Source organism: Paraburkholderia sp. RAU2J (assembly GCF_003634845.1).
GTDB lineage: Bacteria > Pseudomonadota > Gammaproteobacteria > Burkholderiales > Burkholderiaceae > Paraburkholderia > Paraburkholderia fynbosensis.
In genome coordinates this window covers 2,525,448-2,546,144 of the sequence record NZ_RBXG01000001.1, presented here as the reverse complement: position 1 = coordinate 2,546,144, position 20,697 = coordinate 2,525,448, and the positions used below count along the sequence as shown (strand labels likewise).

At 62.6% G+C, this 20,697-nt stretch carries 18 protein-coding genes and 1 tRNA gene; 3 read left to right on the top strand and 16 right to left on the bottom strand.

Going from position 1 to position 20,697, the window contains the following annotated elements; all coding sequences use genetic code 11:
- Positions 1-13: 13 nt before the first annotated feature.
- The 15 genes from nuoH to B0G69_RS11585 all read right to left on the bottom strand — a co-directional run bounded on the left by nuoH (position 14) and on the right by B0G69_RS11585 (position 15,544).
- Positions 14-1,078, bottom strand: coding sequence for an NADH-quinone oxidoreductase subunit NuoH (nuoH, locus tag B0G69_RS11655; protein WP_121317076.1), 1,065 nt, complete (start codon positions 1,076-1,078; stop codon positions 14-16).
- Entirely contained in the window at positions 1,079-3,412 is a 2,334-nt protein-coding gene (gene nuoG, locus B0G69_RS11650) for an NADH-quinone oxidoreductase subunit NuoG (protein WP_121317074.1), read from the bottom strand. It abuts the gene before it with no gap.
- A 127-nt stretch (positions 3,413-3,539) separates the two neighbouring features.
- A complete protein-coding gene (gene nuoF / locus B0G69_RS11645) occupies positions 3,540-4,868 on the bottom strand; it encodes an NADH-quinone oxidoreductase subunit NuoF (RefSeq protein ID WP_121317073.1) in 1,329 nt (442 codons plus the stop codon).
- Positions 4,865-5,350, bottom strand: coding sequence for an NADH-quinone oxidoreductase subunit NuoE (nuoE, locus tag B0G69_RS11640; RefSeq protein WP_121317071.1), 486 nt, complete (start codon positions 5,348-5,350; stop codon positions 4,865-4,867). Before nuoE ends, nuoF begins: the two co-directional genes overlap by 4 nt.
- Positions 5,351-5,481: 131 nt before the next feature.
- Complete coding sequence (locus tag B0G69_RS11635) at positions 5,482-6,735, bottom strand: NADH-quinone oxidoreductase subunit D (RefSeq protein ID WP_121317069.1); 1,254 nt, start codon at positions 6,733-6,735, stop codon at positions 5,482-5,484.
- 9 nt (positions 6,736-6,744) lie between these two features.
- Positions 6,745-7,347, bottom strand: coding sequence for an NADH-quinone oxidoreductase subunit C (locus B0G69_RS11630; RefSeq protein WP_121317067.1), 603 nt, complete (start codon positions 7,345-7,347; stop codon positions 6,745-6,747).
- A 21-nt stretch (positions 7,348-7,368) separates the two neighbouring features.
- Positions 7,369-7,848 (bottom strand): NADH-quinone oxidoreductase subunit B, encoded by a 480-nt coding sequence (locus B0G69_RS11625; RefSeq protein ID WP_006052903.1) that lies wholly within the window; start codon positions 7,846-7,848, stop codon positions 7,369-7,371.
- 63 nt (positions 7,849-7,911) lie between these two features.
- On the bottom strand, positions 7,912-8,271 hold the full coding sequence (locus B0G69_RS11620; RefSeq protein ID WP_007175615.1) for an NADH-quinone oxidoreductase subunit A: 360 nt from the start codon (positions 8,269-8,271) through the stop codon (positions 7,912-7,914).
- Positions 8,272-8,434: 163 nt separating this feature from the next.
- A tRNA-Leu gene (locus tag B0G69_RS11615) sits at positions 8,435-8,519 on the bottom strand.
- A gap of 114 nt (positions 8,520-8,633) precedes the next feature.
- Positions 8,634-9,029 carry a preprotein translocase subunit SecG gene (gene secG / locus B0G69_RS11610; RefSeq protein WP_121317065.1) on the bottom strand — a complete coding sequence of 132 codons (396 nt, stop codon included), beginning with the start codon at positions 9,027-9,029 and terminating at the stop codon, positions 8,634-8,636.
- Positions 9,030-9,110: 81 nt separating this feature from the next.
- Positions 9,111-9,893, bottom strand: a complete 783-nt coding sequence (gene tpiA / locus B0G69_RS11605; RefSeq protein WP_121317063.1) for a triose-phosphate isomerase — start codon at positions 9,891-9,893, stop codon at positions 9,111-9,113.
- A gap of 122 nt (positions 9,894-10,015) precedes the next feature.
- On the bottom strand, positions 10,016-11,032 hold the full coding sequence (locus tag B0G69_RS11600; protein WP_121317061.1) for an NAD(P)H-quinone oxidoreductase: 1,017 nt from the start codon (positions 11,030-11,032) through the stop codon (positions 10,016-10,018).
- Positions 11,033-11,232: 200 nt separating this feature from the next.
- Positions 11,233-13,380, bottom strand: coding sequence for a polyribonucleotide nucleotidyltransferase (gene pnp / locus B0G69_RS11595; RefSeq protein ID WP_121317059.1), 2,148 nt, complete (start codon positions 13,378-13,380; stop codon positions 11,233-11,235).
- Positions 13,381-13,745: 365 nt separating this feature from the next.
- Entirely contained in the window at positions 13,746-14,018 is a 273-nt protein-coding gene (gene rpsO, locus B0G69_RS11590; protein WP_121317057.1) for a 30S ribosomal protein S15, read from the bottom strand.
- A gap of 200 nt (positions 14,019-14,218) precedes the next feature.
- A complete protein-coding gene (locus B0G69_RS11585; RefSeq protein WP_121319328.1) occupies positions 14,219-15,544 on the bottom strand; it encodes a branched-chain amino acid ABC transporter substrate-binding protein in 1,326 nt (441 codons plus the stop codon).
- Between the two features lie 185 nt (positions 15,545-15,729).
- On the opposite strand from B0G69_RS11585, the gene B0G69_RS11580 reads away from it, so the two are divergent.
- The 3 genes from B0G69_RS11580 to B0G69_RS11570 all read left to right on the top strand — a co-directional run bounded on the left by B0G69_RS11580 (position 15,730) and on the right by B0G69_RS11570 (position 18,831).
- On the top strand, positions 15,730-16,281 hold the full coding sequence (locus B0G69_RS11580; RefSeq protein WP_121317055.1) for a hypothetical protein: 552 nt from the start codon (positions 15,730-15,732) through the stop codon (positions 16,279-16,281).
- A gap of 233 nt (positions 16,282-16,514) precedes the next feature.
- Positions 16,515-17,150 carry a carbonic anhydrase gene (locus B0G69_RS11575; protein WP_121317053.1) on the top strand — a complete coding sequence of 212 codons (636 nt, stop codon included), beginning with the start codon at positions 16,515-16,517 and terminating at the stop codon, positions 17,148-17,150.
- 100 nt (positions 17,151-17,250) lie between these two features.
- Complete coding sequence (locus B0G69_RS11570; RefSeq protein ID WP_121317051.1) at positions 17,251-18,831, top strand: SulP family inorganic anion transporter; 1,581 nt, start codon at positions 17,251-17,253, stop codon at positions 18,829-18,831.
- A 157-nt stretch (positions 18,832-18,988) separates the two neighbouring features.
- Here B0G69_RS11570 and B0G69_RS11565 read toward each other — a convergent pair whose 3' ends face one another.
- The gene (locus tag B0G69_RS11565; protein ID WP_121317049.1) at positions 18,989-20,536 is read right to left on the bottom strand and encodes a 2-isopropylmalate synthase; all 1,548 of its coding nucleotides are present in this window, start codon (positions 20,534-20,536) and stop codon (positions 18,989-18,991) included.
- Positions 20,537-20,697 lie beyond the last annotated feature (161 nt).

The following is a 20,697-nucleotide window of genomic DNA, read 5'->3' as shown; positions in this document are numbered from 1 at the left end:
GTTCATCCGCCCTTTATTTCCAGATGTTCAACGGCGACATGATCCAGAAGCCGACCACCACCAGCCACACCACGCAGACCGGAATAAAGACTTTCCAGCCGAGACGCATGATCTGGTCATAGCGGTAGCGCGGGAACGTGGCGCGCGCCCAGATGAACACCGACAACAGCAAGAAAACCTTGAGGACGAGCCAGAAGATGCCCGGGATGAACGACAGAAACCCGAACGGAGCGCTCCAGCCACCAAGGAACAGCGTTGCAGCCAATGCCGAGATCACGATCATGTTGATGTACTCGGCGAGGAAGAACAGCGCGAACGCCATCCCCGAGTAATCGATCATGTGGCCCGCGACGATTTCCGACTCGCCTTCCACCACGTCGAACGGGTGACGGTTCGTTTCGGCGATGCCCGAGATGAAGTACACGACGAACATCGGCAACAGCGGCAGCCAGTTCCACGACAGGAAGTTCAAGCCGTGCGACGCGAAGAAGCCTTGTTCCTGCGAACCGACGATGCCCGACAGGTTCAGCGTGCCGGCCGTCATCAGCACGACGACGAGCGCGAAGCCCATCGAGATTTCGTATGACACCATTTGCGCCGCGGCGCGCATCGCGCCGAGGAACGCGTACTTCGAGTTCGACGCCCAACCGGCCAGAATCACGCCGTACACGCCGATCGACGAGATCGCCATTGCATACAGCAGACCCGCGTTGATGTCGCCGAGCACCGCGCCCGCCTGGAACGGAATCACCGCCCAGACCGCGAAGGCCGGCACGACCACCATGATCGGCGCGATCAGGTAAATCCAGCGGCTCGCCTGGGCCGGCTGAATCACTTCTTTCAGCAGCAGCTTCAGCACGTCGGCGATCGGCTGCAGCAAACCTGCGGGGCCGACGCGGTTCGGGCCGAGACGCACGTGCATCCAGCCGATCAGCTTACGTTCCCAAAGAATCAGGTAAGCCACGCACAGCAGGATCGCGACGGCTACCACCAGGATGCGCACTAGCGCCCACACCGTGGGCCATGCCACACCGAGAAGCTGGGTGCCGCCCGAGTTGATCGTATCGAACAAGCTCATTTACGCCTTCTCCACCACCAGTTCACCGAACAGGCTGCCCAGCGCTGCACCGGCAGGCGTAGCCGCCGATACGCGGACGACCGTCTCCGCAAGATTCGCGTCGCGCACGGCCGGCAACTGCACCGATTGCTCGCCCTGGCGCACGCGCACTGCGTCGCCTTCCTTCAAACCCAGTTTGTCGAACAGCGCGGCCGGCAGGCCGACCGAGTTCGCCGCGCGTGCCGCCGCCGTGAGGTGCAGCGAATCCGCGCGACGCGCCAGCGCGTCGGCGTGATAGATCGGTACGTTGGCGATGCGCTCAAACTTGCCTTCGGCCGCGTTTGCCGCCTTGGCACGCGCCACTGCAACACCCGTCCTGTTCGACAGACGTGAGCTCAGATCGCCGTCGCCGAGAGCGGCCACGCGCACTTCTTCTGCCGTGTCGAATTCGAAGCCCGGTACGCCGAGCAGGCTGCCCAGCACGCGCAACACTTTCCATGCCGGACGCGTGTCGCCCAGCGGGCGCACGACGCCGTTGAAAGTCTGAGCCGTCCCTTCGGCGTTGACAAACGTACCGGCTGTTTCGGTGAACGGCGCGACCGGCAACAGCACGTCGGCGTATTCGGCGCCAATCTGGAACGGCGACATCACCACGACCATTTCAGCCTGCTTCAGCGCGGCAAGCGCCTGTGCCGGGTTGGCCGTGTCGAACTCCGGCTCGACGTTCAGCAGCACATAGCCCTTGCGCGGTTGCTCGAACACTTCGCGAGCGTTCAGACCGCCTTCTCCCGGCAGCGCGTTCACGAGATGCGCGCCGACCGTGTTGGCCGCTTCCGTGAGGAAGCCGAGCGTCGCGCCCGTTGCGTCCGCGATCCACTGTGCGGCAGCGTGAATGACCGCGAAGTCCGGATGACGGACCGCGACGTTACCGAGCAATACGAGACGGCGTTCGCCAGTGGCTAGCGACTTCGCGACCTGCCTGCTGGCGTCCGTAGGCTGCGTGCCGGCAAACGCTTCAGGCAGTGCAACGCCGTTGGCTTCCGCAATCGCGCCCGCGATACTGGCCAGCGCGTCCAGCCAGGCCGACGGGGCCGCGACCACGCGTTGCGCTTGCGGAATCAATGCGTCTTCGCTGCTGGCTTGCACGAGCGTGAGCTTCGCGCCGTTCTTCGCCGCCTGACGCAGACGCGCTGCGAACAGTGGATGATCGCGACGCAAATCCGAACCGATCACGAGCGCCGCATCGACGTTCGACAATTCGGCGATTGCCGTACCCAACCATGGCGCGCCGTTGGCCGGTGCGGAGAAATCCGACTGACGCAGACGGAAATCGACGTTCGGCGTGCCGACCGCTTGCGCGAGCTGCTTCAACAGGAACAGTTCTTCGACCGTGCTGTGAGCGCTGCCGAGCGCGGCCAGCGCGCTCGCGCCGTGGTCGCCCTTGATGCCCTTCAGGCCCTTGACCACGTACTCGAGCGCGGTCTGCCAGTCGGTTTCGACCCAGTTGCCGCCTTGCTTGAGCATCGGGTGCGTCAGACGCTCGGGGCTGTTCAGGGCTTCATACGAAAAGCGGTCCTTGTCCGAAATCCAGCATTCGTTGATGGATTCGTTTTCGAACGGCAGAACCCGCATCACGCGATTGTTCTTCACCTGCACCACGAGGTTCGCGCCGACCGAATCGTGCGGGCTCACCGACTTGCGGCGCGACAGCTCCCACGTACGGGCGCTGTAACGGAACGGCTTGCTGGTCAGCGCACCGACCGGGCACAGATCGATCATGTTGCCCGACAGTTCAGAGTCGACCGTCTTGCCGACGAACGAGGTGATTTCCGAATGCTCGCCGCGGCCCAGCATGCCCAGTTCCATCACGCCGGCAATTTCCTGGCCAAAGCGGACGCAACGCGTGCAGTGGATGCAACGCGACATTTCTTCCATCGAGATCAGCGGGCCGACGTTCTTGTGGAACACCACGCGCTTTTCCTCGCTATAACGCGACGCCGACTTGCCGTAACCCACGGCCAGATCCTGCAACTGGCACTCGCCACCCTGGTCGCAGATCGGGCAATCCAGCGGGTGGTTGATCAGCAGGAATTCCATCACGGCTTGCTGGCCCTTGACGGCCTTGTCCGACTTGGTGCGCACGATCATGCCCGCCGACACCGGCGTCGCGCATGCGGGCACGGCCTTCGGCATCTTCTCGACATCGACCAGACACATCCGGCAGTTGGCCGCAATCGACAGCTTCTTGTGATAGCAGAAGTGAGGAATGTACGTGTCGACCTTATGCGCAGCCTGGATCACCATGCTGCCTTCAGGCACCTCTACTTTCTTGCCGTCTATTTCAAGTTCAACCATGATGGTCAATCTTCCTTAACCTGTTACCGCTCAATCGTTCGCCTGTTCATCGCCGTGTCAGGCGATGAATCCCGCGGTTGACGTGTTCGTCTGGTGGTTATCTGGTGAGCCAGCCCAGCTGACCAACTCAAGCGGCCACTGTTTCCGTCGCCGCCGCCGCGCCGGCATGACCGCCGGTGAGGCAATGCTTGTGGGCGACGTGATATTCGAATTCGTCCCAGTAGTGCTTGAGCATGCCGCGAACCGGCATGGCCGCCGCGTCGCCGAGCGCGCAAATCGTGCGGCCCATGATGTTTTCCGCGACCGAGTTCAGCAAATCGAGATCCTCCGGACGGCCGAGCCCATGCTCGATACGATGGACGACGCGGTACAGCCAGCCCGTGCCTTCACGGCAAGGCGTGCATTGACCGCACGACTCTTCGTAATAGAAATACGACAGACGCAGCAGCGAGCGCACCATGCAGCGCGTTTCGTCCATCACGATGACCGCGCCCGAACCGAGCATCGAGCCGGCCTTGGCGATCGAGTCGTAATCCATGTCGGTCTGCATCATCATCTCGCCCGGAATCACCGGTGCCGACGAACCGCCAGGAATCACGGCCTTGATCTTCTTGCCGCCGCGGATGCCGCCGGCGAGTTCCATTAGCGTGGCGAACGGCGTGCCGAGCGGAATTTCATAATTACCCGGACGCTCGACGTCGCCCGACACCGAGAAAATCTTCGTTCCGCCGTTGTTCGGCTTGCCGATTTCGAGGTAAGTCTGCGGACCGATCGCAAGCAGGAACGGCACTGCCGCGAACGTCTCGGTGTTGTTGATCGTGGTCGGCTTACCGTACACGCCGAAGCTCGCCGGGAACGGCGGCTTGAAGCGCGGCTGGCCTTTCTTGCCTTCCAGCGATTCGAGCAGCGCGGTTTCCTCGCCACAGATGTAGGCGCCGTAACCGTGATGCGCATGCAGTTCGAACGAGAATCCCGAACCCATGATGTTCTCGCCGAGGAACCCGGCGCGGCGCGCTTCGTCCAACGCCTGTTCAAAGCGTCGATAGACGTCGAAGATTTCGCCGTGAATATAGTTGTAGCCGACCGTGATGCCCATCGCGTACGCGCCGATGGCCATGCCTTCGATCAGCGAGTGCGGATTGAAGCGCAGGATGTCGCGGTCTTTGAACGTGCCCGGTTCGCCTTCGTCCGAATTGCAGACGAGATACTTCTGCCCCGGGAACTGACGCGGCATGAAGCTCCACTTCAGACCGGTCGGGAATCCTGCACCGCCACGGCCGCGCAGACCCGACGCCTTGACGTCGGCAATCACCTGCTCGGGCGGAATCTTTTCTTCCAGAATGCGGCGCAGCTGGGCGTAACCGCCGCGCGCCACATAGTCTTCGAGATGCCAGTTGTCGCCGTTCAGGCCGGCGAGAATCAGCGGTTTGATGTGACGATCGTGTAAAGACGTCATTTCGAAAGTTCCTCGAGCAGCTGGTCGATCTTCGCGCGGCTCATGAAGCTGCACATGCGATGGTTGTTCACCAGCATCACCGGCGCGTCGCCGCACGAACCCATGCACTCACCTTCTTTCAGGGTGAACTTGCCGTCGGGCGTGGTTTCGCCGAAGTCGATGCCGAGCTTCTGCTTCAGATAATCAGCGGCGCTGTCGGAACCGCCGTCCGGGCCGAGCTGGCACGGCAGGTTCGTGCAGAGCGTGATCTTGTGCTTGCCGACCGGCGAGGTCTCGTACATCGTGTAGAAGGTAGCCACCTCCTGCACGGCGACCGCCGGCATGCCGAGATAGTCCGCGACGAACTCCATGAGTTCGGGCGACAGCCAGCCATGCTCTTCCTGAGCAACGGCCAACGCCGACATCACGGCGGACTGTTTCTGATCGGCGGGATACTTCGCGATCGCACGATCGATTTCTTTCAGGCCTTCAGCTGAGATCATTTTCAGACACGACTCTTTCAATTCCTACCGAACGAAAACCCGTCGCTCATTCATGCTGCGACAGACCCGGCGTTCCTTTGCTTGACGCGTGTCCCCGGTGCAATCTGAAGACACGCGCCGATGAATACGTCCTAGCGATCCACTTCGCCGAACACGATGTCCTGAGTGCCGATGATCGTCACGGCGTCGGCGATCATGTGGCCGCGCGCCATTTCGTCCAGCGAGGACAGGTGCGCATAGCCCGGTGCGCGAATCTTCAGGCGATACGGTTTGTTGGCGCCGTCCGAAATCAGATAGATGCCAAACTCGCCCTTCGGATGCTCGACCGCCGCGTAGGCCTCGCCTTCGGGAACGTGGAAGCCTTCCGTGAAGAGCTTGAAGTGGTGAATCAGCTCTTCCATGTTCGACTTCATGCCGACGCGCGACGGGGGCGCAACCTTGTGATTGTCGATCATCACGGGGCCTGGATTCTTGCGCAACCACTCAACGCACTGTTTCACGATGCGTATGGATTGGCGCATTTCTTCGACACGCACCAGATAGCGGTCATAGCAGTCGCCGTTCACGCCGACCGGAATGTCGAAATCGAGCTTGTCGTAGACTTCGTACGGCTGCTTCTTGCGCAAATCCCATTCGATGCCCGAGCCGCGCAGCATTGCGCCGGTCATGCCGAGCTGCAGTGCACGTTCCGGGCTGACCACGCCGATGCCGACCAGACGCTGCTTCCAGATCCGGTTGTCGGTGAGCAGCGTTTCGTATTCGTCGACGCACTTTGGGAAACGCGTGAAGAAGTCGTCGATGAAATCGAGCAGCGAACCTTGACGGTTCTCGTTCATCTTCGACAATGCCTTCGCATTGCGGATCTTCGAAGCCTTGTACTGCGGCATCGCATCGGGCAAATCACGATAGACACCACCCGGACGATAGTAGGCCGCGTGCATCCGTGCGCCGGACACTGCTTCGTACACGTCCATCAGGTCTTCGCGTTCGCGGAACGCATACAGAAACACCGCCATCGCGCCGACGTCGAGCGCATGCGCGCCGATCCACATCAGATGGTTCAGCACGCGCGTGATCTCGTCGAACATCACGCGAATGTATTGCGCGCGCACCGGCACGTCGATGCCGAGCAGCTTTTCGATCGCCATCACGTAGCCGTGCTCGTTGACCATCATCGACACGTAGTCGAGACGGTCCATGTACGGCACGGACTGGATGAAGGTTTTGGTTTCGGCGAGCTTTTCAGTCGCGCGATGCAGCAGCCCGATGTGCGGATCGGCGCGCTGGATGACTTCGCCGTCGAGTTCGAGCACGAGACGCAGCACACCGTGCGCTGCCGGATGCTGAGGGCCGAAGTTGAGCGTGTAGTTCTTGATCTCTGCCATGGCGTTCTCTTAGTGTTTCAGACCGCCATAGCGATCCTCGCGGATCACGCGCGGCGTGATTTCCCGCGGCTCGATCGTCACAGGCTGATAGACGACGCGCTTCTCTTCCGGGTCGTAACGCATTTCGACGTAGCCGGAGACAGGGAAATCTTTACGGAACGGGTGACCAATGAAACCGTAGTCGGTCAGAATGCGGCGCAGGTCCGGGTGGCCTTCGAAAACGATGCCGTACAGGTCGAATGCTTCGCGCTCGTACCAGTTGACCGAATTCCAGATTTCGACGGCGGACGGCAGGATCGGCACTTCGTCGTCCGGGGCGAACACGCGCAGACGCAAACGCCAGTTGTTCTGCACCGACAACAAATGCAGAACGGCTGCGAAACGCGGGCCGTCGTAAGCGCCGTCGGCGTAAGTCTGATAGTCGACGCCGCACAGGTCCACGCATTGCTCGAAACCGAGCGAGCGGTCGTCCCGCAGACGCGTTGCCACGTTGAGGTAGTCGCTTGCCTTCACGACGATCGTCAACTCACCGATCGCTTCGGTGGTGCTCAGCAGGAGGCCGCCAAAGGCCGCCTCGAGGTTCGCTTTCAGGGTCTCGAGTTTGCTTGCCATATTGTGGGGGAGGCGTTGGCCTTATTGACGGGCGATGGTGTTGGTGCGGCGAATCTTGGCCTGCAACTGGATCACGCCGTAGACCAGCGCTTCAGCGGTAGGCGGGCAACCCGGCACATAGACGTCGACCGGCACGATCCGGTCGCAGCCGCGCACTACCGAATACGAGTAGTGGTAATAGCCGCCGCCATTCGCGCACGAGCCCATCGAGATCACCCAGCGCGGCTCGGCCATCTGGTCATAAACCTTGCGCAGAGCGGGCGCCATCTTATTGCACAGCGTGCCGGCGACGATCATCACGTCCGACTGACGCGGACTGGGACGAAACACCACGCCGAAGCGGTCGAGGTCGTAACGGGCAGCGCCCGCATGCATCATCTCGACCGCACAGCACGCAAGACCGAACGTCATCGGCCACAACGAGCCGGTGCGCGTCCAGTTGATCAGTTTGTCTGCCGTGGTGGTGACAAACCCTTCCTTCAAGACCCCTTCGATACTCATTTGCTTTCCACTCCAGACGGGGCGGCAAGCCTTGGCCACCCACGCAAACCGGCGATTAATCCATCATTCCCAGTCGAGGCCGCCCTTCTTCCAGATATAGGCAAAACCAAGCAGGAACTCGAGCAGGAAAATCATCATTGCCATGAAGCCCGGCCAGCCGATGTCACGCAAGGCCACGCCCCACGGGAACAGGAACGCGGTTTCAAGGTCGAAAATGATGAAGAGAATGGCGACGAGGTAGTAGCGCACGTCGAACTTCATGCGCGCATCTTCGAATGCTTCGAAGCCGCACTCGTACGGTGCGTTTTTCTCGGTATCAGGCTTGTTGGGACCAAGGATCTTACCGATACTGACCAGCGCTACGCCTAAACCGGTGCCTACAATGAGGAACAACAAGACGGGGAAATAGGCTGCGAGGTTCAAGACTATCCTCAATCGGTTGGTTCTAAAGTGCCGCCAAGAGCATAGCACTCCTGACGCGAAATCACTTCCGAAACGCACATGCCGCAAGCCCAACGCAAGCCGTGCCCTGAAAGTGAAAATGCCAGCCGAAGCGAAGCAAGCGGCTGGCATTTAGATAACATTTTGGTGCCGACGGCGAGACTCGAACTCGCACAGCTTTCGCCACTACCCCCTCAAGATAGCGTGTCTACCAATTTCACCACGTCGGCACTGCATGCAATCCGGGAAAACAACTTGTAAAACCCGCGAATCGCTTCAAGACTTGGATTGTAACTTGTTTAAACAGTTTGTTCAACGCACAAAAGGCGCTTTGAACGAAAATTTTATTTCGGCACACCGGTAGCCGGAACGGACGCCGGCGAGGCAGGCGATGCCGGCAGTGCAGCCGAGCCAGCGACCGGCGCGGAAGCGCCGGGCGTGGCCGTCGGCGCAGCCGGTGCGGTCACCGCCGCGCCCAGCAAGCCCGCGGAAGGTTTCGACCGATACGCGCCAAGATAAGTGAGCGCGAGCGTCGTGACAAAAAACACTGCGGCGAGCACGGCCGTCGTCCGCGACAAAAAGTTGGCCGAACCGGTTGCACCGAACAGGCTGCCCGATGCGCCGCTACCGAAAGCAGCGCCCATATCGGCGCCTTTGCCGTGCTGCAGCAAGACAAGGCCGATGACCCCAAGAGCCGACAACAGCTGAACGACGATAATCAATGTTTTCAAATACAGCATCACACTCACCTGAGTCTTATTTAACCGCGCCACACACAGTGTGTTTCGCGGGATGGGGTCATCCTCGACAAGGCGCCCTGCTTAACCGGCGACGCTGGTTGCAGCCGCCGCCTTGCAGATCGCCAGGAAATCCTGGTCCTTCAACGACGCGCCGCCGATCAGGCCGCCGTCGATATCCGGTTGACGGAACAATTCTTCCGCGTTTTCCGGCTTTACGCTGCCGCCATACAACAGCGGCACATCCGCCACCGCCACGCCCTTTGCCGCCAGACGCCCGCGCAGAAACGCATGAACTGCCTGCGCCTGGGCCGAGCTTGCGCTCTTGCCGGTGCCGATCGCCCAGACCGGTTCGTACGCGACGACCAAACGGGCCGCCTCCTGCACCGACAGCTTCGCCAGCACTTCATCCAGCTGGGCGCCGACCACCTGCTCGGTCGAACCGGCTTCGCGCTCTTCGAGCGTTTCACCGACGCACACGATCGGCGTCAAACCTGCTTCCAGCGCGCGCTGCGTTTTCACCGCGACCAGCTCGGCGCTTTCGCGATGATAGGCACGGCGCTCCGAGTGACCGACGATCGCGAACGTCGCGCCGAAATCCGTCGCCATGGGTGCCGCCACTTCACCGGTATAGGCACCATGCGTGAACGCTGACACGTCCTGCAGGCCCCACACGACCCGACTGCCTTCCAGCAACGATTGAGTCTGCGCAAGATACAGACTCGGCACACACACGCCCACGCGCACGTCGGCCGGCAGATCGCCCGCGCCTTGCGCCACAGCCTGCAACAGCGTGGCATTCGCAGCGAGACGCCCGTGCATCTTCCAGTTACCGACTACCAGTTTGGCTCGTTGTTGTTTCGACATCGTCTCGTCTAGTCTTGGCGGGCGGACTTTGTTTGCGCTTACAGTCCGCCGTTCGGATTCATTCGGCGTGCGCAAAACGCGCAATTTTACTGCGTGGGGTGGATCGGGTCAAACCGACCGTGTCAAGCGCCCTCACCCCAAGCCAGTACGATCTTGCCGACGTGCGTGCTGCTTTCCATCAGTGCATGCGCGTCAGCGGCCTGCGCGGCCGGAAACACGCGGTGCACGACAGGCTTGATACGGCCCGCTTCGAGATGCGGCCACACCTGCTCTTTCAGTCGCGCGGCGATCTTCGCCTTGAATTCGATCGGCCGTGGACGCAGCGTCGAGCCGGTCACGGTCAAACGGCGGCGCAGCACCTCGTTCAGATTCAGCTCCGCCTTCGCGCCACCCAACAAAGCGATCACGACGATGCGACCACCGTCGGCGAGCGCCGCGAGTTCGCGCGGCACGTAGCTGCCCGCCACCATGTCGAGCACCACGTCGACGCCACGATCGTTGGTCAGCGACTTGATCACTTCGACGAAATCTTCCGTCTTGTAGTTGATCGCCCGCTCGGCGCCCAGCGCCTCACATGCACGGCACTTTTCATCCGACCCGGCAGTGGCGAACACGCGAAAACCGAGCGCATGCGCAATCTGGATCGCCGTCACGCCGATGCCGCTCGAGCCGCCCTGCACCAGCAGCGTTTCGTTCGGCGCGCCCTCGCCCTTGCCGAGTTGCGCGCGATCGAACACGTTGCTCCACACCGTGAAGAAAGTCTCCGGCAGCGAAGCCGCCTCGACGTCCGACAAACCCGCCGGCACCGGCAAGCACTGCAACAGCGGCGCGGCCACATATTCCGCGTAACCGCCGCCCGCCAGCAAGGCACACACACGGTCGCCGATTTTCAAACCAAACGGGTTGTTCTTTTCGTCGATCGCACCGCCGACGATCTCACCCGCCACCTCCAGCCCCGGCAGATCCGACGCACCGGGCGGCGGCGCATAGCCGCCCTTGCGCTGGAACACATCCGGACGGTTGATGCCGGATGCCGCCACCTTGATCAGCACCTCACCCGCTTTCGGCTGCGGCGTGGGTCGTTCCGCCAGCTTGAGGACGTCCGGCGCACCGAATTCGGTGATTTCGATCGCTTTCATCTGCGTCAACTCCAAGATTGGATTGCGTTGCATACCCGTTGCTCACCGCGACGGACGCGAATCGTCCGACCTACGGCAAAGCGCCCGACGCAAACAGAGTACCCGCTTGTCGCCATTTGCACTCATCTGCAACGCAATCCACCCTGCATGAAAAACGGCCGGCGCGCATTCGCGCTGCCGGCCGTTGCTCCGCTACCGCATTACTGCGGCGTCGGCTCGCCTTGCGGCGCGCCGTCCGCGGCGTCGTTCAGCAATGCCTTGGCCGACAAACGCACGCGGCCCTTCTCGTCCGTTTGGATGACCTTGACCTTGACCTGCTGGCCGTCCTTCAGATAGTCGTTGATGTCTTTGATGCGCTCGTTGGCGATTTCAGAGATATGCAGCAGACCGTCCTTGCCCGGCAGGATGTTCACGATCGCGCCGAAATCGAGCAGCTTGAGCACGGTGCCTTCGTACACCTGGCCCACTTCGACTTCCAGCGTGATGTTCTCGATACGCTTCTTCGCTTCGGCCATCCCTTCGCTGCTCGTGCTCGCGATGGTGACGACGCCGTCGTCGGAAATATCGATCGTCGTGCCGGTTTCTTCGGTCAGCGCGCGGATCACCGAACCACCCTTGCCGATCACGTCGCGGATCTTTTCCGGGTTGATCTTGATGGTGATCATGCGCGGTGCGAACTCCGACAACTGCGTGTTCGCGCCCGACACCGCCGAGGTCATCTTGCCGAGGATGTGCATACGGCCTTCCTTCGCTTGCGCGAGGGCGACCTGCATGATTTCCTTCGTGATGCCCTGGATCTTGATGTCCATCTGCAGCGCGGTCACGCCTTGCTCGGTACCCGCCACCTTGAAGTCCATGTCGCCGAGGTGATCTTCGTCGCCGAGGATGTCGGTCAGCACGGCAAAACGGTTGCCTTCGAGGATCAGGCCCATCGCGATGCCGGCGACGTGTGCCTTCATCGGCACGCCGGCGTCCATCAGCGCGAGGCAGCCGCCGCACACCGAAGCCATCGACGACGAACCGTTCGACTCCGTGATTTCCGACACGACGCGGATCGAGTAGCCGAATTCGTCGGCGCTCGGCAGGCACGCAGCCAGCGCGCGCTTGGCCAGACGGCCGTGACCGATTTCACGGCGCTTCGGCGAACCGACGCGGCCCGTTTCGCCGGTCGCGAACGGAGGCATGTTGTAGTGGAGCATGAAGCGTTCGCGGTACTCGCCTTCAAGCGCGTCGATGTTCTGCTCGTCGCCCTTCGTGCCGAGTGTGGCAATCACCAGCGCTTGCGTTTCGCCGCGCGTGAACAGTGCCGAGCCGTGCGTACGCGGCAGCACGCCGGTACGGATTTCGATCGGGCGCACGGTGCGCGTGTCACGGCCGTCGATACGCGGCTCGCCGTTCAGGATCTGCGTGCGGACGATCTTCGCTTCGATGTCGAACAGCACGTTGCCGACGGTGGCCTTGTCGGCTGCCGGCGTACCGCTTGCCGCTGCGTCTTCTTCGAGCTTCGCCGACGTCGCTGCGTAGACTTCCTTCAGCTTGGCCGAACGCGCCTGCTTGTCGCGGATCTGGTAAGCGGCGAGCAGGTCGGCTTGCGCCAGTTCCGTCACGCGTGCGATCAGCGGCTCGTTCTTCGCCGCCGGTTGCCAATCCCATTCCGGCTTGCCGCCTTCGCGGACCAGATCGTGGATCGCGTCGATCGCGATCTGCATTTGCTCATGGCCGAACACCACGCCGCCGAGCATCACTTCTTCGCTCAACTGCTGCGCTTCCGATTCCACCATCAGCACCGCGCGCTCCGTACCGGCGACGATCAGGTCGAGCGCCGATTCCTTCATTTGCGAACGCGTCGGGTTCAACACGTATTCGTTGTTGATGTAGGCCACGCGTGCTGCGCCGACCGGGCCGTTGAACGGCAGACCGGACACGGCGAGCGCCGCTGACGCGCCGATCAGCGCGGGGATGTCGGCGGGGATTTCCGGGTTCAGCGACAGGACGTGGATCACGACCTGGACTTCGTTGTAGAAGCCTTCCGGGAACAGCGGGCGCAGCGGACGATCGATCAGGCGCGAGGTCAGCGTTTCGCCTTCCGACGGACGGCCTTCGCGGCGGAAGAAGCCACCCGGGATCTTACCGGCGGCGTAGGTCTTTTCGAGGTAGTCGACGGTCAGCGGGAAGAAGTCCTGGCCCGGCTTGGCCGTCTTGGCGCCGACCACGGTTGCCAGCACGACGGTGTCTTCGACGTCGACGATCACCGCACCGCTCGCTTGGCGAGCGATTTCGCCGGTTTCGAGGCGAACGTTATGTTGTCCCCACTTGAACTCTTTGACGATCTTATTGAACATAGTCATTGCTTTCCTCATCGTAATGCCGCGCGGACCAGAAGCGGCGCGGCAACGCCAGACCGGCGCCACATGGGAAGAGTAGTGTTATGCCATTCCAGAGAACCACGCGCTGCGTCGGGTACATGCGTGAACCGCTGGAATGACACAAAGCTCCGCCCTGGGGCCCGGCCGTGTTTCTTTTTTGCTGCTTGCTCTACTGCTTTAACTACTGCCTGGGTTACTGCAAATACTGCTCTTGCCTGCCCCCGCTGCATGAACCGGCACGCCACTGCGGACGACAGGCGATGCGCATCACGTGAAGCGCATCGTGCAAAAACAAAATGCCTGTATCAGTGAACCTGACACAGGCATCTTGCTGAACGACTGGCCGATTACTTACGCAGACCCAGCTTCTCGATCAGGCTGCGGTAACGATCCGCGTCCTTGCTCTTCAGGTAGTCGAGCAGCTTACGACGGCGGCTCACCATGCGCAGCAGACCGCGGCGGCTGTGGTGATCTTTCGCGTGTGCCTTGAAGTGAACGGTCAGTTCGTTGATGCGGGTCGTGAGCAGCGCGACCTGAACTTCGGGGGAGCCGGTGTCGTTAGCTGCGCGTGCGAATTGCGCAACGACTTCGGACTTCTTGCTTGTTTCAACTGCGGACATGTCTATTTCCTTGAGAACTGGACAGGCGGTCACGGAAGAAAGGCCGTGCCGTGGATTACCCCGCATGCAGGACAGAATCACACCCCTGCCTCACAACGGGACGCGTATTGTAGCACAGCGCGAACCAGCCGCGAACCCAGCCGAGCCGGGCGAACCGTACCCAACCGCGTGCGCGCGACGCCCTAGCACGCCCGCCGGCGTCAGGGCCGCCGCATCTTGCAAACGGTCGGCGCGACGGTGCGCTCGGGCGGCAACGCCAACACCGTGCGAAAGCCGTAGCCGGAGCCTTCGTTGTCGAAGCGCACGCCCGGCGTGCCGGCTTTGTCCATCTCCATCACATACAGGGGCTGAATCAGCTGATGGTCGTCGGCGCGCATCCACGATGCGTGAAAGCCGTTGTCGAAGCGCAGCCCCTCCAGCGCGCGGGCGACGGCTGTGGGATCGGCGCTGCCGGCCCGGTTCATCGCCGCGGCAAGGGTTTCGATCATCAAGGGCATGCGCAGCACCGGGTAGTCGTCCTGCGCGGCGGAGAAACGGGTCCGGAACGCGGCGTACCAAGCGTCGGAAGCGGCGCCGCCCGCGTTCGGGTGCCAGTCGGCGACCGCAATCACGTGACCGACGCCCGCGTCGCCCAGCGCCGCTGGCGCCCCGAGGCTGTTGCCGTAGAAGGTGTAGAACTTCGTGTCCAGCCCCTGCTCACGCGCCGCCTTGACGAGCAGCGTCAGGTCGTTGCCCCAGTTACCGGTGATCACCGCGTCGGCACCGCTCGCGCGGATTTTCGCCATGTAGGGCGCGAAATCCTTGACGCGGCCGATCGGATGAAACTCGTCGCCGACCACCGCGATATCCGGGCGCTTCGCCGCCAGCGTTGAGCGCGCGAGGCTGCTGACGTCGTGGCCGAAGCTGTAATCCTGATTCAGCAGATACACCTTCTTCACCGCCTTGTCGCGCTGGATCACGTCCGCCAGCGCGTCCATGCGCATGCCTGCGTGCGCGTCGAAGCGGAAATGCCAGAAGCTGCAATTGGCGTTGGTGAGCGCGGGGTCGTCGGCGGAATAATTGAGGAACAGCGCGCGGTTGCCCGGCTCGCGGCTGTTCTGCTTGTTGATTGCGCCGATCAGCGCGGCGGCGACCGCCGAACTGTTGCCCTGCATGACGTAGCCGATATGGCGGTCGGCGGCCGCGCGCAGTTGCGTGAGCGCATCTTCGGCGCTGCCCTTGCTGTCGAGTACGACCAGTTCGAACGGGTGAGCGCCGTCGGCGAGCTTTACGCCGCCCTGCGCATTCACCTGCTCGACGCCGAAGCGCAGATTGCGCTCGACCGCCGCGCCCGCGTTCGCGAACGGCCCCGACATGCCTTCGATAAGCGCGAGCCGGATCGGCGCACCGGCGGGCTTCGTCGCCGCGTTTGCGGTCGAATTGGCGCCCGGGTTCGCCGCCGTCTGGGCCGCCGCATAAGCCGCCGCGGCCATCGAAATCGCCGCCAGCGCCGCTGCCGCCCGCCGTTGCCACATCGCCATCGTCATTGCCCCGCCTGAATCGTCGAAGCGCGGATCATAGGACGTACCGGACGGAATAAGCAAGCCGGCACAGCCGTTATCGCACCAGGCGCACGGCGTGCGCGCGAAGCGCAGATCCTTTGCCACAGCGCGTGTCAAAATGATGCGTCTCGATGATAAAAACCGCTACTCAAACACCATCGGAGGAATTCATGTTGAACCGTCATCACGCCACAGCGGCCCCGAGCGCAGCGCCGGCCGCCGGACGTCTGCGCCGCGCGGCGCTCGTCTGCCTGAGCGCGTTGACGCTCGCCGGCTGCGCGCAGCCCTGGCAGCAGTATCAACAGGGAGCGGACGAATCGACCATCGTCGCGCGCCTCGGCCCGCCGCGCGAAGTCTACGACCTGCCGAACGGCGGCAGACGCCTGATGTGGCCAACCCAGCCGATGGGCGAAACGACCACCGCCGCCGACATCGACGCGGCCGGCAAGATCGTCAACGTGCGCCAGGTGCTGCAACCCAACGAGTTCTATCGGGCCGAAATCGGCAAATGGACCAGGAGCGACGTGCTGGTGAATTTCGGCCGCCCGGTCGAAACCACGTATTTCCCGTTGATGAAGCGTGAAGTCTGGACGTATCGCTACCTCGAAGACAACGTCTGGTACATGATGTACAGCTTCTATTTCGACGAACAGGGCATCGTGCGGCTCACGCAGAAAACGCCTGACCCGTTGCACGATCCGGGCCGCCGCAACATATTCTGAGCGCTTGCCCGAACGCTATGCGCGAGCATCTACGAAGCCGCCTTCCCCGAGGCGGCTTTTTTTATTTATTTATTGTGCATACCCGCGAATTTTGTTCGGGCACAGCCGATTTATTTTTTGATAGAAAGGCATTCGTAAGCATGAATTTGGCGCCGGCTCCCTGAAGAGCAGCAGGGCACAGCCCCGTGATCCGGCACCGAATGGGTGCTCTCTCACTTACGGAGCCGCTATCGATGAACCGTCCCAAACGTCTGCTGGTCGCCAACGTTGCATGGGCGCATGAAACCGCCGCGCGCAACCCCGGTTTTTTTCGTGATCTGGTGCGTGGCCAGAACCCTCATGTGCTGTGGATCGGCTGCTCGGACAGCCGCGTGCCCGCCGAAACCATCACGCATTGCGAGCCCGGTGATCTGTTCGTCCACCGCAACATCGCCAACCTCTTTCATCCCGGCGACGACAACTCCGCGAGCGTCCTCGAATACGCGGTGCGGGTGCTGAAGGTCGGCCATGTGATCGTCTGCGGCCACTACGGCTGCGGCGGCGTGCGCGCCGCGCTGTTGCCGCCGGACCCGGGGCTGCCGCACGTGAATCGCCGGATCGCGCCGCTCTGCGCGCTGGCGAAGACGCATCGCGAGGAACTGCATGGCCATGCGAGCGAACGTGAGCGTGTCGATCGCCTCGCCGAACTGAACGTGCTCGAACAGGTACGCCGGCTGCGCGCGAGTCCGATCGTGCTGGAAGCCGATCCGGCGCCGCTCGTCCACGGCTGGATCTTCGCGCTCGACGACGGGCGCATCAAGGTCCTCACGTCCGGCTATGAAGCCGACGACGCGACGACCTGCACGACCGCCGCCCATAGCGCCGCCTAGCGCACAGCGCAGTGCGCCGCGTCGTTCGAACCGCCGCTGGAACCGAAGCCGGTCCAGCCCTTTCCGGCCATCTGCCGCCATCCCTTACCGCACCGACACCATGAACCTTCAGGCTTTTTTCTCCACGTTTCAGCGCGATCTGCTAGCGGGCACGGTCGTTTTTCTGGTGGCGTTGCCGCTCTGTCTGGGCATCGCCAATGCCTCGGGTGTCGAACCGTTCGCCGGGCTGGTATCGGGCATCGTCGGCGGGCTGGTGGTGGCCGTGCTGAGCGGCTCGCGCCTGAGCGTGAGCGGACCGGCGGCGGGTCTCGTCGTGATCGTCGTCGACGGTATCGCGCAACTTGGCAGCTTTTCCGCCTTCCTGCTGGCCGTGCTGCTGTCCGGCGCGATCCAGTTCGGCTTCGGCATGCTCAAGGCCGGCCGGTTCGCCGCCTATGTGCCGTCGCCGGTCATCAAGGGCATGCTCGCGGCCATCGGCGTGCTGTTGATCGTCAAGCAATTTCCCCTCGCGCTTGGGTGGGTCGGCGCTCACGCGTCGTCCGCAGCGCAAGCCGCAGCTCAGGCGGCCGGCACGGTCGCGACACGGTTCGGCTCGATCTCGCTGACGGCCGGCTTGATCACGTTGCTGTCGCTCGCGATCCTGGTCGGCTGGGAAACCCGCGCGCTGCGTCGCTTCGCGCTGGTGCGCCTCGTGCCGGCGCCGCTCGCGGTGGTGCTGCTGGGAATTGGCGCGACGTTGCTGCTGAGTCTGCTGGCGCCGTCGCTCGCGCCGCCTGCCGAACATCGGGTCGCGCTGCCTTCATTGGAATCGTTCGCGGCGCTGCGGCTCGCGCTCGAATGGGCCGACTTCGGGCCGCACTTCGCACAACTCGTCAATCCCGACGTCTGGCGAGTCGCCATCACGCTCGCGATCGTCGCGAGTCTTGAAACGCTGTTGAGCCTGGAAGCGGTCGAGCAGATCGATCCCGAACGACGCGCCGCGCCGCCGGATCGTGAGTTGAAGGCACAAGGCGTGGGCAATCTGATCGCGGGCGCGATCGGCGGCCTGCCGATCACGTCGGTGATCGTGCGCAGCTCCGCCAACGTGCACGCGGGTGCGCAGAGCCGGCTGTCGGCGATCATTCACGGCGTCCTGCTGCTGGTCAGCGTGTTTGCGCTGACCAGCGTGATCAATCTGATTCCGCTCGCCTGCCTTGCGGCGATCCTGATCTTCACGGGGCTGAAGCTCGCCAAACCGTCGTTGTTCGTCGCTATCGCAAGGCAGGGGTTCGCGCCGTTCGCACCGTTCATCGTCACGCTGCTCGGCGTGCTTGCGACCGACCTGCTGATCGGCATCGTGCTCGGCATTCTGTGCAGCGTGCTGCTCGCGCTGTATGCGAACCTGCGCAGTCCGCTCGTGCTCGCGCAACATGGCGATCACTATCTGCTGTCGTTCCGCAAGGATGTGTCGTTTCTCGGCAAGGTGCCGCTCAAGCATTACCTGCAGCAGATTCCCGACGGCGCGACCGTGATCGTCGACGCGACGCGCGCCGATTTCGTCGACCACGATGTGCGCGAGTTGCTCGACGCGTTCGTCGTCGATGCGCCGCGCCGCGGGATCGCCGTCGACGTGCGGCATCAGGTTCAGGCGCAGGCTCGCGCGGCACGCGGCTGGTCGATGCGGCGCACGGCGGCGGAATAGTTGGCGGGACATCCAGATACACGCAAAACGCCGCGCTGATGGCGTCATGGCATGCGCACAGCAATCCCGGCGCACCCAAACAAAAGCCCCGCGCCTGCAACGGCACGGGGCTCTGCTTCGGCATAGACGGTCACGCCATCAGCGCGCCGCGCTCGCGTCACTCCGAGCGTTGCGGATTCAACTTGTCGACATTCGAATACAGCTTGTTGAGCGCCGAGATATAAGCCTTCGCGGAAGCCGCGACGATATCCGGATCGGTGCCCACGCCATTGACGATGCGCCCGCTCTTCGACAGGCGCACGGTCACCTCGCCCTGTGCCTGAGTGCCGGTCGTGATCGCGTTGACCGAGTACAGCAGCAGTTCCGAGCCGCTGCCCACTTCCGTTTCGATCGCGTTGAGCGTGGCATCGACCGGGCCGTTGCCACGCGCCTCGCCGGTGATTTCCTTGCCTTCCACCGAGAACACGACCTTCGCGTGCGGCTGCTCGCCGGTTTCCGAATGCTGCGAGAGCGCCACGAACTTGTAGTGCTCCTTCTGCTGCGCTTCGGCCGATTCTTCAGTGACGATCGCGATGATGTCCTCGTCGAAGATTTCGGCCTTGCGGTCGGCCAGTTCCTTGAAGCGCGCGAACGCGGTGTTCAACTCCGCCTCGCTGTCGAGCGCGATGCCGAGTTCCTGCAAGCGCTGCTTGAACGCATTGCGGCCCGACAGCTTGCCGAGCACGATCTTGTTCGCGCTCCAGCCCACGTCTTCGGCGCGCATGATTTCGTAGGTGTCGCGCGCTTTCAGCACGCCGTCCTGATGAATGCCGGACGCATGCGCGAACGCGTTCGCGCCGACCACCGCCTTGTTCGGCTGCACGACGAAACCGGTGATCTGCGACACCAGCTTCGAGGCCGGCACGATCTGCGTCGTGTCGAGGCCGAGTTCGAGGCCGAAGTAATCCTTGCGGGTCTTCACCGCCATCACGATTTCTTCGAGCGAGGTATTGCCTGCGCGCTCGCCGAGACCATTGATCGTGCACTCGACCTGGCGCGCACCGCCGAGCTGTACACCGGCCAGCGAGTTCGCCACCGCCATGCCGAGGTCGTTATGGCAATGCACCGAAAACACCGCCTTGTGCGAGTTCGGAATGCGCTCGCGCAGCGTCTTCACGAGTTGGCCATACAGTTCCGGCACGCCGTAGCCGACCGTGTCCGCGATGTTGATCGTGGTCGCGCCTTCGGCGATCACCGCTTCGAGTACGCGGCACAGGAAATCCATGTCCGAGCGGCTGCCGTCTTCCGGCGAGAACTCGACGTCGTCCGTGAATTTGCGCGCAAAGCGCACCGCCAGCTTCGCCTGCTCGAACACCTGGTCGGGCGTCATGCGCAGCTTCTTTTCCATGTGCAGCGGCGACGTCGCGATGAACGTATGGATGCGGAAATGATCGGCCGGCTTGAGGGCGTCGGCAGCGCGCTGGATGTCCTTGTCGTTCGCACGGGCGAGCGAGCAGATCGTGCTGTCCTTGATCAGCCCCGCGATCGTCTGGATCGAATCGAAGTCGCCGTTCGAACTTGCCGCGAAGCCGGCTTCGATCACGTCCACTTTCATCCGTTCGAGCTGCTTGGCGATGCGGATTTTCTCTTCCTTCGTCATCGACGCGCCGGGCGATTGCTCGCCGTCACGCAGCGTCGTGTCGAAAATGATCAGTTTGTCGGACATGTCGGGGCTCCTCAGGAGTCTTCAGATGGGGGATCGGATAGTGGAGTTCGGGTGTTTTGCGTGCGCTGGAGACGCTCGGCCGCAGACGCGGCACACGGAGGGCGAAATGATTGTCGACGATCAGCGCGGCAGCCGCGCCGGCACTCGCACGTGGGGACGGT

Coding starts and splice junctions, on each gene's coding strand:
- nuoE (WP_121317071.1), bottom strand. CDS start 5,350: ATGATCTCAGCTGAAGGCCTGAAAGAAATCGATCGTGCGATCGCGAAG.
- B0G69_RS11600 (WP_121317061.1), bottom strand. CDS start 11,032: ATGAAAGCGATCGAAATCACCGAATTCGGTGCGCCGGACGTCCTCAAG.
- nuoH (WP_121317076.1), bottom strand. CDS start 1,078: ATGAGCTTGTTCGATACGATCAACTCGGGCGGCACCCAGCTTCTCGGT.
- nuoG (WP_121317074.1), bottom strand. CDS start 3,412: ATGGTTGAACTTGAAATAGACGGCAAGAAAGTAGAGGTGCCTGAAGGC.
- B0G69_RS11585 (WP_121319328.1), bottom strand. CDS start 15,544: ATGACGATGGCGATGTGGCAACGGCGGGCGGCAGCGGCGCTGGCGGCG.
- B0G69_RS11630 (WP_121317067.1), bottom strand. CDS start 7,347: ATGGCAAGCAAACTCGAGACCCTGAAAGCGAACCTCGAGGCGGCCTTT.
- B0G69_RS11575 (WP_121317053.1), top strand. CDS start 16,515: ATGAACCGTCCCAAACGTCTGCTGGTCGCCAACGTTGCATGGGCGCAT.
- pnp (WP_121317059.1), bottom strand. CDS start 13,380: ATGACTATGTTCAATAAGATCGTCAAAGAGTTCAAGTGGGGACAACAT.
- B0G69_RS11635 (WP_121317069.1), bottom strand. CDS start 6,735: ATGGCAGAGATCAAGAACTACACGCTCAACTTCGGCCCTCAGCATCCG.
- rpsO (WP_121317057.1), bottom strand. CDS start 14,018: ATGTCCGCAGTTGAAACAAGCAAGAAGTCCGAAGTCGTTGCGCAATTC.
- tpiA (WP_121317063.1), bottom strand. CDS start 9,893: ATGTCGAAACAACAACGAGCCAAACTGGTAGTCGGTAACTGGAAGATG.
- B0G69_RS11570 (WP_121317051.1), top strand. CDS start 17,251: ATGAACCTTCAGGCTTTTTTCTCCACGTTTCAGCGCGATCTGCTAGCG.
- secG (WP_121317065.1), bottom strand. CDS start 9,029: ATGCTGTATTTGAAAACATTGATTATCGTCGTTCAGCTGTTGTCGGCT.
- B0G69_RS11565 (WP_121317049.1), bottom strand. CDS start 20,536: ATGTCCGACAAACTGATCATTTTCGACACGACGCTGCGTGACGGCGAG.
- B0G69_RS11625 (WP_006052903.1), bottom strand. CDS start 7,848: ATGAGTATCGAAGGGGTCTTGAAGGAAGGGTTTGTCACCACCACGGCA.
- B0G69_RS11580 (WP_121317055.1), top strand. CDS start 15,730: ATGTTGAACCGTCATCACGCCACAGCGGCCCCGAGCGCAGCGCCGGCC.
- nuoF (WP_121317073.1), bottom strand. CDS start 4,868: ATGACGTCTTTACACGATCGTCACATCAAACCGCTGATTCTCGCCGGC.